This window comes from Candidatus Binatia bacterium, assembly GCA_036382395.1.
GTDB lineage: Bacteria > Desulfobacterota > Binatia > HRBIN30 > HRBIN30 > JAGDMS01.
The window spans coordinates 15,743-32,720 of the sequence record DASVHW010000057.1 but is presented as its reverse complement, the minus strand read 5'-3'; the positions used below and the strand labels follow the sequence as shown (position 1 = coordinate 32,720).

Genomic DNA, 16,978 nt, shown 5'->3' with positions numbered 1-16,978 from the left:
CAGACGGCGCTGCACTGGGTGCAGAGGTACTCGAATTTGTTCCCTTCAGGCAGAATGAGCAGCAAGCGCTTCCGTACCGGCATCGCCACGCGGCACTGTGGGCAGAGGAGTAAACTCGCTTCGAGCTGTTCGAATGCGTCTTGGGCCATGCTTTGCCTCGCGTTGTAACCGTTTCGCGGCACCGATATATATAGACGACTTTCGGTCGCTTCAACATGCGTAGCGTGTATATCGAAACTTACGGCTGCCAGATGAATCTGGCGGACACGGAGTTGCTGTTCGGCCACCTCGGACAGCACGGCTATCAGCGCACCACCAACGCTACCGACGCCGACGTGATTCTGCTCAACACCTGCGCCATCCGCGAGCACGCCGAAGAACGCGTGCTCAGCCGTCTGGGCGAGTTGGTGCGCCACAAAGCCCGGCGGCCGGATGTGCTGCTGGGCGTCGCCGGCTGCATGGCGCAGCATGTCCGCGATCGCCTGCAGGCCAAGATCCCGTTTGTCGACTTCGTCGTGGGCCCCGACGCCTACCGCCGCCTGCCGGAACTGCTCGGCGGCGCCGCCGGCGATCCGTTGGTGGACGTCCGCCTCGATCGCGCCGAGACCTACGCGGACATTGTCCCGCAGCGGGACGCCGGCGTACGGGCCTGGGTCACCATCATGCGCGGGTGCGACAAGTTCTGCACCTTCTGTATCGTGCCGTACGTGCGCGGGCGCGAGCGCAGCTTGCCGGCGGATGCCATTGTCGATCAGGTCCGCCAGCTCGCCGGCGCCGGCTACCGCGAGATCGTCTTCTTGGGTCAGACCGTGAACGCCTACCGCGACGGCGCGGTGGACTTTGCCGAGCTGCTGCGACGTACCAACGCCGTCGCTGGGATCGAACGCATCCGCTTCACTTCTCCACACCCGTCCGACATGACCGAGGCCGTCATCGACGCGATGGCGAGCTGCCACAAGGTCTGCCCGCAGTTGCACTTGCCGGTGCAGTCCGGCTCGGACCGCATCCTGGCGAGCATGGAACGGGGACATACCGTGGCGGAGTATCTGGATTTGGTCCAGCGCCTGCGGCGGGCCGTTCCGGGCATCGCCTTGACGACAGATGTGATCGTCGGTTTCCCGGGCGAAGAGGAGGCCGACTTTCTCGCTACTTGTGCCCTAATGCGGGAGGTGGGTTACCACAGCGCCTTCATGTTCAAGTATTCGGCGCGCAGCGGCACAAAGGCGTTCAAGTGGCCGGAAACTGTCTGCGGAGAAGAAAAGGGCCGCCGCCTGCAAACGATCATTGCCCTGCAGGAGGAACGATCGGCGGCCATCAACCGCACCCTGATCGGCTCAACCACCGAGGTGTTGGTCGAAGGTCCCGCACGCCGGCGGGACGGATGGCACGCGGGAAAATCGCCGCAGTTCAAGACCGTGGTGTTTCCGGCCGACGGCACGAAAGTCGGCGATCTGGCACAGGTCCGGGTGACCGACGCTACGGCCCACACGCTGGTGGGCACGTCACCGGGAAAACAATAGAAACCGACGTGGGGCGCAGCCGGCCAGGGCACTTGACGCCAGGAACTTGTGGTCCATGGGTCACGTTTCGTTCGGAGCCGCCTGAAGCGACCCAACACGTCCGCCGGAAGCCTCTGGAGTGCGGGCGGGGAGCGGTCCCGTCAAACCGACGCGGGGCGCAGCCCCTAGAATTCCACCACCACGTCCGCCGCGCCATCGAGCCGGACGGTATCGACGAAGCGGATCATCCGGTCTTGCAGGGCCATCACCAACGAGTTGGTGCGAAAGCCGTGGCCGAAAAAGCGCACGCCGCGCAGCAGGCTGCCGTCGGTCACGCCGCTGGCCGCAAAGATAATGTCGGGGCCGGGGGCCAAGTCGCGCTCCGTGTAAATGCGCTTGGGATCGGAGATTCCCATGGCCTTCATGCGCTCCTCTTGCCCTTCCTTGGTCGGCACCAGGCGAGCCTGCATGCTGCCGTTGAGGCAACGCAGGGCGGCCGCCGTCAGCACGCCTTCCGGCGCGCCACCGGTTCCCATGACGGCATGTACGTTGGTGCGGCGCACGGCAGCCGAGATGCCGGCTCCGAGATCACCGTCGCCGATGAGGCGGATGCGGGCACCGGCGCTGCGGATGTCTTCGATCAGATTCTCGTGGCGCGGCCGATCGAGCACGATCACCACCAGATCCTTGACGGAGCGATGCAGCCGGTTGGCAATGGCCTTGAGATTCTCCGCCACCGGGGCGTCGAGGTGGATCGCGCCCTTGGCAGCGGGCCCGACGATGATCTTCTCCATGTAGCAATCCGGGGCGTGCAAGAGGCCGCCGCGGTTGGAGGCGGCCAGCACCGCGATGGCGCCGGGTGAGCCGGTAGCACACAGGTTCGTGCCTTCGAGTGGATCGACGGCGATGTCGACTTCGATGTCGTCAGCCTCATTGCGGCCGACCTTCTCGCCGATGAACAACATCGGCGCCTCGTCTCGTTCGCCTTCGCCGATGACCACCGTGCCGCGCATCGGCAGTGTGTCCATCGCTTCCCGCATGGCCTCGACCGCAACCTGGTCTGACCCATGCCGGTCCCCCTTCCCCATCGTCCGGGCCGCAGCGATGGCAGCCTCCTCGACGACCCGCAAGAACTCACGCGACAGCAGATTCTCCATGGCCATACGCCTTACCCCCTATCGTTCTACTCGCACATCGGGCGCGGAGCAGCAATGTGTCCGCGCCATACCCCGCTCGAAGGGCAGCGCTGCTCTGCCGACCCTACGCCTTCAGGTCCGACAGCTTCTTGGCGTCGATCTTCTTCCACCACTCTTGCAGCGCTTTGCTCTCAAGACTGTTGACCTCGATTTCCACCAGATACCGGCCGGCGACAAACACGCGCAGCGACCCGTCCTTGCTTTCAGTGGTGTATTTCTCGATCGCCGGGTAGCCGTCGAGCGTAAACCCCTTCTCGTAGCCCTCCGTGCTTTCATTGCTGAACTGCGCGATCGCCGCCTGCGCCGCGGCGAAGAACTGGTTGCCCGCGCCGTCGGTGATCTTGACGCTGACCGTCTCCTCGGAGTCCCCCTTGCCCTTGTGGTAGGAGCGCGAGACCTCCGTCAGTTTGAAGCCCATGGCCGAGGTGGTGGAGCCCTGGGGCTTCCCCGGCACGAAGCCTTCAACCTTGTCGGGCAGGAAGGGCAGCAACTTCGAGAAATTCACGGGTTCCACGGCACTCTGGGCCGCGGCAAATCCCGCCAGGAAGAGCATGGCTGCCAACGCACTCGGAAGAATGAATGGCTTCATGAAGACCTCCTTGAACTTCCCGCCTCGACGCCTCGGCCGGCAAGTAGCATCGACGCCCCGGCGAGTCAAAACGGCAGCGGCCGATCGCGGAGGTCTGCCCGGGCAGGGTCACTCCCTTAGCGTGCCTGCGGCCGCTTTGGGATCACTGGCTCGGCCAGCAAGGCTTCCGCGATGAAGCGCTCGAAATTGAAGAAGTCACGGTAATCCGGAATGTGCTTGAACTGGCGGTCGATGAGCATGTGGTGGCCGTCGGTATCCACCTCGAGGACATAGGGACCCATGCTGCCCGTACGGATCAGATCAACGACGCCGACACGCATGCCGGTGACCTCAGCGCTGCGGACAGCGATCTTCTTCGCCTCCTCGCTGATGTTTTGCAGGAAGCGGTACCGCGCCCCTAGGCCGACGTTGATGATCCAGTCTGAGGGGCGGTCATAGCGGTCGCGGTAGCGCTCGGTCCAGAAAGCGATCTGGCTGTCGACGATGTAGGCCCGCAGCACCTGGCCGGGCGACATGCGGTGGATCCCGATGTCCGCTATCAGACGTTGGACGTAGAAAGGCCCGGGATAAATCAGGCGCACGCCCTCCAGTCGCCGTTGGCCGTGGGGGACCAAATCCATCTGGTACTGATGGCTGCCGCAGTCACCGACCAGGTCTTCGCCCTCAAACCACAGAACGATATGGCCCTGCCCGCCGCAGGAATGGCGTTCCTTCAGAATCGCGAATCCGTGTTGGTGAACGAAGTGGTGGACGTCGGCCGGCTCCGAACTCACCAAAGTGTCGGGCACCGGAACGCCACGATCCAGCAAGAGTTCCTGCGTCGCGATCTTGTCCCAGGAGAGGTCCTGCACCGCGAAGCTGTTGACCAGCTCGGCGTTGGGGAAGATCTCCCGAATGATCTCGGCTGGTGCGGTTGGCGGTGGCGCATCGAACGGCAGCACGTACAGCCGGTGCACGTTCGCCCCGCATCCCGGATCAGCCATCGCCGCCTCGAGCGTGAAAGCCCGCATCTCGCCGCCCGCCGCCGCGACGGCGGCGCACAGGTCATACGCCACCTCTTCCACAAACGGGGCGAAGGCTTTCCCGTAAACGCACGCAATCATACGCACCGGGGTGCAGCTGAGAAAAGCGACAGCAGCATGGCGCTGGCCTACGCGAAGAATTCCTCGGCGTTCCCGGCAGGCACGGCTACCTGCTCGACGCCGTTGTTCCGGAAGACGTGAAAGTTGATGATCTCTCCCGGCGAATGCGCCCACAGATAGACATAGAGTTCGTGGCGGCCAGCGACGCGCTGGTCGTCGACGGCCATGACCACATCGCCCGGCTTGAGCCCGGCCTGGTCACCGGGTGTACCTGGGAGGAGGCCGGCGATGACCACGTGATCACGGAAGGTGTAACAATAGAAACCGATCCATGCGCGCGCCGCTCGCGACACCCGGCGGCCATGGCGCAGCAATTCCTCGCGGTGGTCGGCGAAATGCTCGACCGGAATCGCCAGGCTGAAGTGGCCGACCTCGCCGAGATCCAAAGAAACGATCCCAGCGACACGCCCCGTCATGTCGAGCAACGGCGCACCGCCAAGGCCGGGATTCATCGCCGTGGTGGTAATCGCGGGGTCCAACGAGTACTCCCAATACGCGTCGAACGCCCCCAGCGACGTGATCGCCCCGTTGTTTGCCCGGCGCTTGTCTCCTCCCACGGCCGCCGCGATGAAAATCTCCTGCCCAACCGAGAGCTCGGAGGTTCGGCCGAGCCTCAAGGCCGACAGTCCTTTCATGCCCATGTCAACCACAGCGATGCCGCTGGCGAAATCTTGCGCCACCACGGGGGCCTCTACGGTCGTGTCATCGAGCAGTGTGACCTCGACCGTGCGTGCGCCCATGACCACGTAGTTTACGGTCAGGATGAGGCCTGCCGAATCAATGACCACACCGCTCCCGAAGCGTTCCCTCCCGAGAAACCCCACCGACGGGTGCTCTTCCGGAACTGTCGCCTTGAGCGCCACGGTGGCGGGGAGGACGAGTTCGATCAGTTTCACCGAGGCGTTCATACGACAGGCAGTGGGTTCCGATGCGTGCGCGGCTTGGTCGGTTGCAACTCTGCGGAGTCCCCGTTACAAGGGCTCGCTTTCCACAGCAGGAATAGCATGACGACACAAGAAGTCGAGCTAGCGCTGTCACCGACGGCGTTGCTGGCGCGCTGCGCCGATCAGCCCGGCGTCGTCGTACTCGACGGCGGCGACCGGAGATCCTGGGGCACGGGCGACGCCATGTTGGGCTTCCGTCCGCGCGCCACGTTGCGCGTCGAATCCAACGGCGACGCGTGCATGGATGACGGCAAGCCGCACCGATGGGAGGGCCACCCTCTCGACCTGCTCGACCGCTTCCACGCCCATTGGGCGCCGCGGGCGGGCGCTGGTGCGCGCGGGGCCGCCGTGGTCGCGGCCCTCAACTACGACCTCCGCCACTGGGTCGAGCCCCGGCCCGGGCCGCGGCGCAACGATCTCGCCGTACCCGTTCTCTATGCGGCGTTTTACGACTGGCTGCTGTGGTACTCATACCTCGATCGGCGTTTCCGGCTCGTCTCTCCGCGCTCGCCGGCCGCGCTGCAAGACATCGCCGCAGAGATCGAGCGGCGCGGAGCCGTAGCGAGGCCGTGCCGGAGCACCAGCGTGCGTCCTCGCACGTTCTCGGATGTCACCAAGGCGCAATATCTCAGCGCCGTGGCGGCGGCACTGGAATACATCGCCGCCGGTGACGTATATCAAATCAACCTGTCGCAGCGCTTTGTGGTCCGCGATCCGCCACCGCCCGCGGCAGTGTTCGCGGCACTGCAGCGGCACACGGTGCCCTTCGGAGCCTACCTCGACGCCGGGGACTTCATCCTCGTCTCGAACTCGCCTGAATGTTTGCTGATGCGGCACGGCGATACCCTTGCCACCTTTCCCATCAAGGGGACGCGGCCACGCGGCGCCGACCGGCGCAGTGATCAGTGCCTCATTGAGGAATTGGAGCGCAGCGCCAAGGAGCGCGCCGAACACCTGATGATCGTGGATCTGGAGCGCAACGACCTCGGCAGAATCTGCCGGACGGGCAGCGTACGGGTCGAGCACTTCGCACGGGTGGAAACATTTCCGAGCCTGCACCATCTGGTATCGAAGGTCAGCGGCCAACTGCGCCCCGGAACGCAGCTGGCAGAGGTGTTGCGGGCAACGTTCCCCGGGGGATCGATCACCGGCGCCCCCAAAGTTCGCGCCATGGAAATCATCGACGAGTTGGAACCGGTCGGCCGTGGATTTTACACCGGCGCCATCGGCTACATCGGTTACGATGGCGCAGCCGTTTTCAATCTGGCGATCCGCACTGCGATTGCCACCCCCGGTCAGTTAACCTACCATGCTGGTGGTGGCATCGTGGCCGACTCGATCGCCGACTGCGAGTACGAGGAAACGCTGCTGAAAGCACGCCCGTTCTTTGCGGCGGTGTCGGCGGCGGCAGCGCCATGAAGGTTTCCACACCCCAGTTTGTCCACCTCAATGGTCGGCTGCTCGCCGCGTCACGTGCCCAGATCAGTGTGTTCGACCGTGGCCTGCTGTACGGCGACGGCCTGTTCGAGACCTTGCGGGCTTACAAGGGTAGCCCCTTCGGGCTGGATGAGCATCTCTCCCGCCTGCAAGCTTCAGCTTCGTTTCTTGGCATCGGCTTGCCCCGCCAACCCTGGCAGAAAGACATCGTGGCGTTGCTGCGGCGCAACAAGCTTCTGGACACCGATGCCTGGGTGCGGATCACCGTCACGCGTGGGGTGGCGGCGCCCACCTTGTTACCGCCATCGCGCCTCCATCCGACGCTCATCATCAGCGCCGGCCCACTGCACCCAACGATCGCCAAAGCGCAACGGCGCGGCGCCCGGGTCGCGCTGCTGCCGTTTGCGCGCCACGGCGTTTTAGTCGAGCACAAGGTCTTGAACTACTTGCCGGCGGTGCTGGGGAAGGTGATTGCCGCGCGCCACGGAGCCTTTGAGGGACTGTTCGTCAATGCTGACGGGCTGGTCACCGAAGGCACCACCAGCAACATCTTCGTCTGGCGGCACACGCAGCTGCTCACTCCGCCCCCTGGCGGTGTCCTGCCGGGCCTGACGCGGCGGCTGATCATGGAAGCGGCGGTCGCCGACGGACTGCGTGTCACCGAGCGGCCGCTGACCACGCACGATCTGCTCGATGCCGACGAGGCGTTCATCACCTCTTCGCTGGTGGAGGTGGTCCCGATCATTGCGGTCGACACCCGGAGTATCGGCAATGGCCAGGTGGGCGCCCGCACGCAACGCCTGCAGCGCCTGTATCGCCAAATGGTCGACCACGCACTGGCGCGTAGATAGCGGGTCTCTGGAACCGAGCAACGATACCGTCACCGACCACCGGGCGTGAACCTCGGTATCCCAAGCCAGGTGCCTTGGCAGGTTAATTGCTCATGCTTATACTGTACTGTAAGGACGGAGGCACAGCCATGTACCGGGGTGAAACAGCCGAATCGGCAGTGCAGGAGTTGTTGGGGGCTCACGCCGTATTGCCGGAGCAGTTCTGGACGCAGCAGGGAGGACCGCGGCGTGCGTGCGGCGAGCGTGCCTTGATGTGGGCGGTGCTGGCAGATGGGATCGATTGCTATCGCCGTAATGCGCCTCCCACCTCCGCGCTCCGGCAAATGGAGTTCGAGGAGGCGGAGCGCTGGGTGTTGGACACGGATTGGGACTGGCCGTTCTCCTTTGTCAATCTCTGTGAGACGTTCGGCCTCGACCCCGCCGGGGTCCGGCACGCCTTGCGGTGCTGGCGGAATCGTGAGCACCATGAGGCGTATCGGCGCCAACGCTACCGCTCGGGAGCCCTGCGGGCCGCCTGATCCGCCGGGTGGAACGTCCGACAAGGCGCGGCTTCGCATCGCTTTTCTTCGACAGCGGCCTGTGGTATCCAGGCGCTGTATCTGTGCGCAAAAGGAGACAACGATGCAGCCGACCAACCCCGAAGACAGCGCCGAGCAAAAGCAGCTACAGGAAAAGGTGTGGACCTTTGCACAGCGCGGGGTCGTCTTGCTCGTTGCCATGCTGGCGGGTTTGTTCATCGGCTACCAGATTTGGGGCCAGGCCGGTGCCCTCAAAGAGCAGGTGGCGAAGTTGGGGGAGCGGGTCAACATCCTGCAAAAGGAACGCGACACGCTGAATAGCCAGAAGGCAATCATCGACCGCGACAAAAAGGAAGTTGAAAAGCGCCTGCAGGATCTCCAGGCACGATGCGCCGCGCCAGCTGAAGCGGCGGCACCGTCAGCGAATCCGTAAGCCGGGTCGGGCCTGCCGCAACCGCGCCGGCCCGCTCAGACCGTTTCTTGACAACCCGTCCCGCTTTCTATAGCGTCGACTGCTCCCAAGAGAGCTTTATCCGCTACGGCGGGCCCAACTGACATGTTTGATACCCTGAGCGAGAAATTCGATCAGACGATCCGAAAGTTGCGCGGGATCGGCAAGATCACGGAACGGAACATCGAAGAGGCCGTACGTGAGGTGCGCCTGGCGTTGCTCGAAGCCGACGTACAGTTTCAGGTCGTCAAAGATTTCACCGACCGAGTCCGCGACAAGGCGCTGGGCCAGGCAGTGCTCGCCAGTCTCACGCCGGAGCAGCAGTTCATCAAGATCGTCAATGCCGAACTCGCTGCGCTCATGGGTGGCGCCGCGACGCGGCTCGACTTGGCGGCCCCGCCACCGGTGGCAATCATGCTGGTGGGCCTGCATGGGTCGGGAAAAACCACCACCATCGCGAAACTTGCCCGCTACTTGAAAACAGAGCACGGGCGCACACCGTACCTGGTACCGGCCGATGTCTATCGCCCGGCAGCCATCGAGCAACTCACCACACTGGCAAAACAGATCGACTGCGGGGTGCACCCGTCCCACGAAGGGGCCGATCCGGTAGCGGTCAGCCGCGACGCGCTCACGTTCGCCAAAAACCATGGCCATGACGTCCTGCTGATCGACACCGCCGGACGCCTGCACATCGACGACGGGCTGATGAATGAGCTCGAGCGGATCAAAGGCGCGATCCACCCGCACCACATTCTCCTGGTGGTCGATGCCATGACCGGCCAGGATGCGGTCAACGTGGCCAGCGGTTTTCACAGCCGCCTGGACCTGACCGGAGTCATCCTCACGAAACTCGATGGCGACGCCCGCGGCGGCGCCGCGCTCTCGGTACGGGCGGTCACGGGGGCGCCGGTGCTCTTTGCCGGCACCGGCGAGAAACTCGATGCGTTGGAGCTCTTTCATCCCGACCGCATGGCGACGCGGATTCTCGGCATGGGGGATGTGCTCACCCTGGTCGAGAAGGTGGAACGCGCCTACGACGAGAAACAAGCCCTGGCGCTGCAAAAGAAGCTGCGGCGCAATGAATTCACCCTGGAGGACTTCCGCGACCAGCTGCGTACCCTGCGCAAAATGGGCTCCATGGGCGACCTCTTGGGAATGATTCCGGGGATGAAAAAGGTCACCCGGGGTCTGGACATGAGTTCCGCCGAAACGGAACTCAAGCGCATAGACGCCATCATCGGCTCGATGACGAATGAGGAGCGCCGCAATCATTTGATCCTGAACGGCAGCCGCCGCCAGCGCATCGCGCTCGGCAGCGGCACCTCGGTGACCGAGGTCAATCGTTTCCTGAAGCAGTTCGTACAAACCAAAAAAGTGATGAAGCAGATGAGCAAATTCGCCGGACGTGGCCTGCCGCAAGGCATGCCCACGTGATTGCCGGCCCCCACCGAGAGGAGTACATTTCAACCATGGCTACTAAGATCCGTCTGGCCCGACACGGCGCGAAGAAACACCCCTTCTACCGCATCATCGTCACCGACAGCCGGGCGCCCCGCGACGGGCGCCGACTGGATCAAGTCGGGATCTACGATCCGGCCCAGAGTCCCTCCCGTGTCGAATTTCAACAGGACAAGCTGTCTCACTGGCTGCGGCTCGGCGCGCAGCCCTCGGCGACTGTCGCGCAGCTGATCAAGCGCTGCGGGTTGGCAGGCGCCGAAGCCCCGGCTGCGCAGAACACGTCCGCTCCCACCCCAGATACCGGGGAGGCGCAAACATGAAAGCACTGGTCGAATTCCTTGCCCGCGCTCTCGTAAACAATCCGGAAGCTGTAGAAGTAAAGGAAACGCAGGGCGACACCGCCTCGGTTCTCGAACTCAAAGTGGCGAAGGAAGACCTCGGGCGCGTCATCGGCAAACAAGGCCGGACGGCCAAGTCGATCCGGACCATCCTCAACGCAGCGGCATCTCGCACCAACCGTAGGGTGGTGCTGGAGATCGTTGAGGAATAGCCGCCCACAGCGAACGCAGTGCTGCTCGACCCCCGCGGAAAAGCGGTGGCAGCCAAGGACGCGCTTGCACCCGAGACGCTGATCCCGCTGGGACAGATCGTCAACACGCACGCTACCCGTGGCGAGCTACGGGTGCGACTCTACAACCCCTCTTCCACCATTTTGGCCGCCGGTACGCACGTGGTACTGCGACGCGGCGGCGAGCAACAACCGCGGGTGGTCGGCGCCGTACGCCCGCACCGCCACCTCATCCTGCTGACCCTGGAAGGCTGCGAGTCCATGACGGCCGCGGAAGCACTGGTCGGATACGAAGTCTGCGTACCTGAGAAAGACCTCCCGCCAACGGGCGCGGGGGAAATCTATCACTACCAGCTGCTCGGCATGACCGTGGTAACCTCCGCCGGCGCGGAGATCGGTATCGTGGCAGAAGTCATGACGACGACGAGCAACGACATCTGCGTCGTGCGCGCCGGCACGCAGGAACATCTCATTCCGTTCATCGCCGATATTGTCAAAGAGGTGGATCGCGCCCACCGCCGTATCGTCATCGAACCCTTGCCCGGGCTGCTCGACTCGTGATGCGGTTCCACGTCCTCACCCTCTTTCCGGAATTCTTCACCTCGGCCATCTCCAGCACGATGCTGCAAAAGGGACAGGAGCGCGGCGCCTTGCAGTTCGTGCTGCACAACATCCGTGACTACACCACCGACAAACATCGGGTGACGGACGATTACCCCTACGGCGGCGGCGACGGCATGATCATGAAGCCCGACCCCGTGGTCGCGGCGTTGGAGGCCTTGGGAACCGGAGCGGACCGGCCGCGGCGCATTCTGCTGTCACCCCAGGGACGGATCCTCACCCAGGCGCGCGCCGTGGCGCTGGCCGGACAGCCAGAGCTGGCCCTCCTGTGCGGCCGCTACGAAGGCGTGGACGAGCGGGTGCGGGAGTTCGTCGACGAGGAACTGTCCATCGGCGACTATATTCTCTCCGGGGGCGAAGTGGCGGCGCTCGTTGTAATCGACGCCGTCAGCCGCTTGGTGCCCGGGGTGCTGGGCTGCGCGACCTCCACCGCCGACGAGTCGTTCAGTCACGGCCTGTTGGAGTACCCGCAGTACACCCGGCCGCCAGAATTCCGGGGGCTGTGCGTCCCAGAAGTGCTGCGCTCGGGCGATCATCAAGCCATCGCGCGCTGGCGGAGGCAGGAGGCCCTGCGACGGACGTACGAGCGGCGACCGGACTTGCTGGCACTGGCCCCGCTGAACGACGAGGAGCGCGCCTTTCTGGCAACCTTACGGCGATCTTCGCATGGCTGACGTTTACCTCACCCTGCTGCACCATCCGGTGCTCGACAAGAATGGGATGCTGGTGACAACGGCCTTGACCAACATGGACATCCACGACATCTCCCGCTCCGCACGCACCTACGGGGTGCGGGCCTTCTACGTCGCCACACCGGTCAAGGCATTGCATGTGCTCGCGGCGAAGATCATCGAGCATTGGCAGACGGGCCACGGCAGTACGTACAACGTGACACGTAAGGACGCCCTGAGCCTCGTCAGGCTGGAACGCGATCTCGACGGCGTCATCGTGGCCGTGGAACGCGAGAGCGGGGCGCGGCCGCGCCTGGTCGTGACCTCGGCGCGCGGGGGACCAGACCGGATCAGCTTTCCGGCGCTACGCGCCCAGCTGGATACCAGCCCGGACCCGCACCTCATTGTGCTGGGAACAGGGTGGGGGCTGGCGCCCGAGGTGACGGACCGCGCCGACATCATCCTCGAGCCGGTGTGTGGCCCCACCGATTACAACCACCTGTCGGTCCGCGCGGCCGCTGCCGTCATCCTTGACCGACTGCGTGGCACCGGCTATGAAAGGCCTTCCTCAGCGAAAATCCAGTCCTGCGAGGGAGCGCCATGAACCCGATCGACAAGATCGAAAGCGAGCAGCTGAAAGCCGGTGTTCCTCAGTTCAAGCCCGGCGACACCGTCCGTGTCCACGTCAAGGTCATCGAGGGCGAGAAGGAACGGATCCAGGTATTCGAAGGCGTCGTGCTGCGCAAGAGCCGGGGGGCCAACCGAGCCAGCTTCACGGTGCGAAAGACCTCGTACGGCATCGGCGTGGAGCGGACCTTTCCGCTGCATTCGCCCCGTCTCGAAAAGATCGACGTGGTCACCCGCGGCGTGGTGCGCCGGGCCAAGCTGTACTACCTGCGGAAACTGTCAGGCAAGGCCGCACGCATCGAAGAAGAAGTGACCCGCTGACATTGAGGGATCAAGGGTTCGAGGGCCGAAGTCTTACGACCCTTGAACCCTCGAACCCCCGAACCCCTGCCTCAGAAGATCGATTCCCGCTCCACGAGCAGCTCGTGGACCATGCCTTGCACTTGCCGGCGGACGCGTTCCGCGAGTTTGCGGACCGTCGGACCGTGCCTGGGGCGGCACAGCCGAGCGTTGGTGTAGAACTGGATCGGTGCCCCGAAGCGGATGTGCCACTTCGTCGGCAGGGGAATCGCGCCGAGTAGCCCGAACCACGGGAACAGGGGAGTCAGCGGAACGTACGGCACATTCAGAAGCTGTTTCAACGGCCCCAAATGTTCCCACTTGCCGATCACGGGATAGGTTTCCTCGGCCCCGACAACGGCGGCGGGAATGATCGGCACGCGCAGCAAGAGACTCAAGCGAACGAAGCCGCTGTGAAACGGCTGCAGTTCATAGCGGCGCCAGATCCCCTTGGCGACGCCCTCGACACCTTCTGGGAAAATGCCGACCAACGCACCCATCTGCAACAGGCGCTGGGCGTTCTCGAATGAAGCCACGGCAGCACCCATCCGATTATAGAACTCGCCCATGAGCGGCAAGCTGGCGACGAAGCGATCGTACAGAAATCGTACAACACGGTGCTCAGGGTGCTCGATATCGACGGCGGCGGCGATCATGGCGGCGTCGAGCGGAATGCCGCCGGAATGGTTGCCGATGATCAGCGCCGCGCCGGCGCTGGGAATGTGCTCGAGCCCTTCCGTCTGCACGCGCCAGTAGCGCCGATAGAGGAAACCGTAGACCGGCCGCATCCGCGCCAGAAAGGCCGGATCAAAACCGAAAGGATCGGGAGCAGCGGCCCGCGCTGCGGGCTGTGCAGTTCGGCTTCCGGATCGTGCCACGACCATGCCCCCACGCGCTTCAGCTGTGCGGCGGCAGGTGGACGCTTGCCGTGCCAGTCACCCAGCGTTCGCCCTCGTCGCTTTCCAACACCAGATCGCACTCGATGAAGTTTCCCTCTTCGCTCGTGTGCTTCTCGGTCACCACGCCGCGCACCGTGATCGGCAGGTTGGGCCGCACTGGAACGCGGAAGGTGGCATGCAGGCGCTGCAGTCTCATGCCCGGGAATGAGGCCGCGATCAGCCGCGACAGCAGCGCCAGGCTCATGTTGCCGGGAGCGATTTGCCCGGGAAGGCCTTCCTTGCGGGCGGCTTCGTCGCTCATGAAGCGGCCGCCTGGCATGCGCGCGGTGACCGCGTACTGCTTCACCTGCTCCGGCGTCAGCGTCAGGCGCAGCGTGCGCAATTCGTCACCAACGTCGACGTGCGCGAAATCGGATCGTGCAGGCATAGGCACCTCAGTGTCGGCAAGCCCCGTGGCTGTCGTATCCCGTCAACGTCTTCATCGGAACATCATCCGCTGATCGACCACCGCCACCTGCTCTCCGCGCTGATTGGTCACCACGGTGCGCAAGACGACGAAAGCCATGCTGCCGCTGCGGCCGGTTTTTTCGTAGATGTCGTGTACCGTGCTGACCGATGTCAACACATCTCCGGGCCGGACCGGCACGCCGAACTCGATGTCCTTTCCCGCGTCGAAACCAGAGCGCACGCCCGCCACATTCTTGGGCATAAAACGATGCCCGCGGACGCAGACGACGAACGTGGGCGGGGCCACGAGATCCGCCGGCGATGCGGGCGGCTCCGTTTCGCCCGTGACCGCAATGTACTCGAGAATGTTCTCCACCGTAACCGGCCCGAAAACGGTGCGGTCGAACTCGCTACCGATGATGGAACGGTCAAACTCGACACTCATCACGCGCTCATCTTCAAGCCGTCGCGAAAATCGACGGGACGGTATCCGCCCGCACGCAGCGCCTGCACCAGTGCCTCGACATCATGCACATCGCGGTCGAACTCCGTCGCGCAAATCCCAATGAAGCTGACCAGATGCGAATCGCTGCCGCCAAACGCGTGGTAACCGTAACGGTCGATCAACTGCTGCACCCTTTCGTTCTCGCCCCGGCGGCTGCCACCGTTCAACGCCTCCACGGCCACCACGCCGTCAATGGGCGGTTTGCTGGTGTAGTGCTCGCACAACCCGATGGTCGGCCGCCCCGGGTGGCACGGCACGGCAATCCCGCCCATGTGCGCCACGGCCGGGATCAACTCCGGCGCCGACAGCCGCACGTCGGCAAAATCGAACCGCCGCGTGATGTCGTCGTTGACCCCGTAAACCAGCACATGCCCATAATCCGTCTCCACCTCGGCCCCGCGCAAGATGAGAATGCCGTACTGGTCTTCCAGACGGCGGTAGTCCTTCGTCGGATCCCACTGCCGATGCTCGGTCAAGACTATCCCATCGATGGGCAGGACATCGCGCTTGCGCACCAGCCACTTGAGGTAGGTCTCGACCGGGGCGCGGCTGTCTTCGGAGGCGTCGGAATGCGTGTGAAGATCGAGAATCATCCTCTGATTCCCTCTCCCCCTGGGAGAGGGCTAGGGTGAGGGCTATCACCCGCCGGCCGAAACTTGGGGAGTGTGACCTCCGGGGTCACGTCTTCGAAGCTCACCTGCACGGGCATGCCGATTCTGACCTGTGCCGGCGCGCAGCCAACGATGTTCGTCAGCAGGCGCACACCCTTCTCCAGTTCGACATAGGCCAGCACGTACGGAAGCTCTTCACGAAAGCCTGGGGATTGATTCTGGTAGGTCACCGTATAGGTGTACACCGTGCCCCGGCCCGAAGAAAGCACCCACTCAGTGTCCGCGGACAAGCACGATGGGCACAGGGCACGCGGGTAGTACCGCAGCGTCCCGCAGGCGCGGCATTTCTGCAGATACAGCTCGTGCCGTTGGCACGCCTCCCAAAACCCCTTCGACTCTTCGTCGATGCGAGGCAGCGGCTTCTGGTATTTCTTCTCGTCCGCCATCTTATCCTCGCCCCAGCACCAGCGTCGCGCCGCTGTGCCGCAAGCCCAACATGCCGCCGGTTCCATGGCACAGCGCGATCTCGCAGTCTGGCACCTGTCGCGGGCCGCATTCACCACGCAATTGTTTGGTGGCCTCGATGACCAGGAAGATGCCGCGCATGCCGGGGTGGTTCGATGACAGCCCGCCGCCGTCGGTATTGATCGGCAACTCGCCACCCAAACCAATGCGCCCGCTCTGCACGAACGCGCCGCCTTCACCCTGCTTGCAGAACCCCAGGTTCTCCAGCGTCTCCAACACGGTAATGGTGAAGGAGTCGTAGATCATGCACATGTTGATGTCCGCGTGCGTGACACCCGCCATCGCCATCGCCCGCGGCCCGGACTGTCGCGCCGCGATGTCCGTGAGGTCACGGCGGCCCATACTGGTGTGACAGCAGGCCTCCGAACCGCCCAGGACATAGACCGGTCGCTTTTTCAGATCGCGCCCACGTGCCGCGCTGGTCACCACGACGGCGCCGCCGCCATCGGTGATGATGCAGCAATCCAGCAGGTGCAGCGGAGACGAGATGAGGCGCGAAGCCAGGACGTCTTCGACCGCAATCAGATCACGAAACTTCGCAGCCGGGTTGAGCGACGCATGCCGGCGGATGGTCACGGCGATCTCCGCCAGCTGCTCAGCAGTCGTGCCGAACTCATACATGTGGCGTTGCGCCACCAGGGCGTACGAGCCGACCAGCGTGGGACCGAACGGAGCTTCGAAATGGTCCGGCGGATCACCGGTGAAGACACCGCCCGTCCCCACCGCGAAGCGCTCGGAGGAAGCGGTGCTGCCGTAGGTGATCAGCGCTACTTCGCATAAGCCTGCAGCGATGGCCGCCGCCGCGTGCGTCACATGCGCGACAAAAGACGAGCCACCGATCGACGTCGAGTCGAGGTAGCGCGGCTGCAGATTGAGATGCTCGGCTACCGACAGCACACCGATCGGCCCAACACCAGAAGTGAAGTAGGCATCGACGTCTTTGATACCCAGGCCGGCATCGTCGAGAGCGCCACGGGCACTCTCGGCGTGGATCTGGAACATCGTCTTGTCCGGCGCCCACCGTGTGGGGTGCTCATAGACGCCGGCGATGACAGCCTGACGGTTGAAACCCATGGC

22 protein-coding genes are annotated in these 16,978 nt (G+C 64.1%); 12 read left to right on the top strand and 10 right to left on the bottom strand.

The features are described 5' to 3' along the window. Window positions 1–215 precede the first annotated feature (215 nt). The gene (gene miaB, locus VF515_03465) at window positions 216–1,520 is read left to right on the top strand and encodes a tRNA (N6-isopentenyl adenosine(37)-C2)-methylthiotransferase MiaB (GenBank protein HEX7406691.1); all 1,305 of its coding nucleotides are present in this window, start codon (window positions 216–218) and stop codon (window positions 1,518–1,520) included. Between the two features lie 164 nt (window positions 1,521–1,684). On the opposite strand, the gene glpX is transcribed toward miaB, so the two are convergent. The 4 genes from glpX to VF515_03445 all read right to left on the bottom strand — a co-directional run bounded on the left by glpX (window position 1,685) and on the right by VF515_03445 (window position 5,322). Further along, window positions 1,685–2,662, bottom strand: coding sequence for a class II fructose-bisphosphatase (gene glpX / locus VF515_03460; protein HEX7406690.1), 978 nt, complete (start codon window positions 2,660–2,662; stop codon window positions 1,685–1,687). A 97-nt stretch (window positions 2,663–2,759) separates the two neighbouring features. Continuing rightward, complete coding sequence (locus VF515_03455) at window positions 2,760–3,284, bottom strand: hypothetical protein (protein ID HEX7406689.1); 525 nt, start codon at window positions 3,282–3,284, stop codon at window positions 2,760–2,762. Between the two features lie 116 nt (window positions 3,285–3,400). Further along, the gene (locus VF515_03450; protein ID HEX7406688.1) at window positions 3,401–4,387 is read right to left on the bottom strand and encodes a hypothetical protein; all 987 of its coding nucleotides are present in this window, start codon (window positions 4,385–4,387) and stop codon (window positions 3,401–3,403) included. Between the two features lie 47 nt (window positions 4,388–4,434). Then, window positions 4,435–5,322 (bottom strand): S1C family serine protease, encoded by an 888-nt coding sequence (locus VF515_03445; GenBank protein ID HEX7406687.1) that lies wholly within the window; start codon window positions 5,320–5,322, stop codon window positions 4,435–4,437. Window positions 5,323–5,430: 108 nt separating this feature from the next. Between VF515_03445 and VF515_03440 the strand changes: the two genes are divergently transcribed. The 11 genes from VF515_03440 (at window position 5,431) to rplS (ending at window position 12,896) form a co-directional block, all read left to right on the top strand. Beyond that, window positions 5,431–6,789, top strand: a complete 1,359-nt coding sequence (locus VF515_03440; GenBank protein HEX7406686.1) for an anthranilate synthase component I family protein — start codon at window positions 5,431–5,433, stop codon at window positions 6,787–6,789. Next, window positions 6,786–7,658: an aminotransferase class IV gene (locus VF515_03435; protein HEX7406685.1), complete on the top strand. Its 873-nt coding sequence runs from the start codon at window positions 6,786–6,788 to the stop codon at window positions 7,656–7,658. Before VF515_03440 ends, VF515_03435 begins: the two co-directional genes overlap by 4 nt. A 128-nt stretch (window positions 7,659–7,786) precedes the next feature. After that, window positions 7,787–8,176, top strand: a complete 390-nt coding sequence (locus VF515_03430; GenBank protein HEX7406684.1) for a hypothetical protein — start codon at window positions 7,787–7,789, stop codon at window positions 8,174–8,176. A gap of 103 nt (window positions 8,177–8,279) precedes the next feature. Beyond that, window positions 8,280–8,609, top strand: coding sequence for a hypothetical protein (locus VF515_03425; GenBank protein HEX7406683.1), 330 nt, complete (start codon window positions 8,280–8,282; stop codon window positions 8,607–8,609). Between the two features lie 123 nt (window positions 8,610–8,732). Further along, a complete protein-coding gene (gene ffh, locus VF515_03420; GenBank protein HEX7406682.1) occupies window positions 8,733–10,064 on the top strand; it encodes a signal recognition particle protein in 1,332 nt (443 codons plus the stop codon). A gap of 35 nt (window positions 10,065–10,099) precedes the next feature. Further along, complete coding sequence (gene rpsP / locus VF515_03415) at window positions 10,100–10,408, top strand: 30S ribosomal protein S16 (protein HEX7406681.1); 309 nt, start codon at window positions 10,100–10,102, stop codon at window positions 10,406–10,408. Continuing rightward, a complete protein-coding gene (locus VF515_03410) occupies window positions 10,405–10,638 on the top strand; it encodes a KH domain-containing protein (protein ID HEX7406680.1) in 234 nt (77 codons plus the stop codon). The genes rpsP and VF515_03410 overlap by 4 nt, the downstream gene beginning before the upstream one ends. Window positions 10,639–10,683: 45 nt before the next feature. After that, window positions 10,684–11,217 carry a ribosome maturation factor RimM gene (rimM, locus tag VF515_03405; protein ID HEX7406679.1) on the top strand — a complete coding sequence of 178 codons (534 nt, stop codon included), beginning with the start codon at window positions 10,684–10,686 and terminating at the stop codon, window positions 11,215–11,217. Continuing rightward, window positions 11,217–11,951 (top strand): tRNA (guanosine(37)-N1)-methyltransferase TrmD, encoded by a 735-nt coding sequence (gene trmD, locus VF515_03400; protein ID HEX7406678.1) that lies wholly within the window; start codon window positions 11,217–11,219, stop codon window positions 11,949–11,951. Before rimM ends, trmD begins: the two co-directional genes overlap by 1 nt. Then, a complete protein-coding gene (locus VF515_03395; protein HEX7406677.1) occupies window positions 11,944–12,552 on the top strand; it encodes an RNA methyltransferase in 609 nt (202 codons plus the stop codon). The genes trmD and VF515_03395 overlap by 8 nt, the downstream gene beginning before the upstream one ends. After that, window positions 12,549–12,896, top strand: a complete 348-nt coding sequence (gene rplS / locus VF515_03390; GenBank protein HEX7406676.1) for a 50S ribosomal protein L19 — start codon at window positions 12,549–12,551, stop codon at window positions 12,894–12,896. The genes VF515_03395 and rplS overlap by 4 nt, the downstream gene beginning before the upstream one ends. A gap of 71 nt (window positions 12,897–12,967) precedes the next feature. On the opposite strand, the gene VF515_03385 is transcribed toward rplS, so the two are convergent. The 6 genes from VF515_03385 to VF515_03360 are packed head-to-tail and all read right to left on the bottom strand — an operon-like array spanning window position 12,968 to window position 16,975. Beyond that, window positions 12,968–13,792: a lysophospholipid acyltransferase family protein gene (locus VF515_03385; protein ID HEX7406675.1), complete on the bottom strand. Its 825-nt coding sequence runs from the start codon at window positions 13,790–13,792 to the stop codon at window positions 12,968–12,970. Window positions 13,793–13,811: 19 nt separating this feature from the next. Next, window positions 13,812–14,240, bottom strand: coding sequence for a MaoC family dehydratase (locus VF515_03380; GenBank protein ID HEX7406674.1), 429 nt, complete (start codon window positions 14,238–14,240; stop codon window positions 13,812–13,814). Between the two features lie 51 nt (window positions 14,241–14,291). Then, window positions 14,292–14,705, bottom strand: coding sequence for a MaoC family dehydratase N-terminal domain-containing protein (locus tag VF515_03375; GenBank protein ID HEX7406673.1), 414 nt, complete (start codon window positions 14,703–14,705; stop codon window positions 14,292–14,294). Beyond that, entirely contained in the window at window positions 14,705–15,358 is a 654-nt protein-coding gene (locus VF515_03370; protein ID HEX7406672.1) for a PHP-associated domain-containing protein, read from the bottom strand. The genes VF515_03375 and VF515_03370 overlap by 1 nt, the downstream gene beginning before the upstream one ends. After that, complete coding sequence (locus VF515_03365; GenBank protein ID HEX7406671.1) at window positions 15,355–15,822, bottom strand: Zn-ribbon domain-containing OB-fold protein; 468 nt, start codon at window positions 15,820–15,822, stop codon at window positions 15,355–15,357. The genes VF515_03370 and VF515_03365 overlap by 4 nt, the downstream gene beginning before the upstream one ends. Window position 15,823: 1 nt before the next feature. Next, window positions 15,824–16,975 (bottom strand): thiolase domain-containing protein, encoded by a 1,152-nt coding sequence (locus tag VF515_03360; protein HEX7406670.1) that lies wholly within the window; start codon window positions 16,973–16,975, stop codon window positions 15,824–15,826. Window positions 16,976–16,978: the final 3 nt, after the last annotated feature.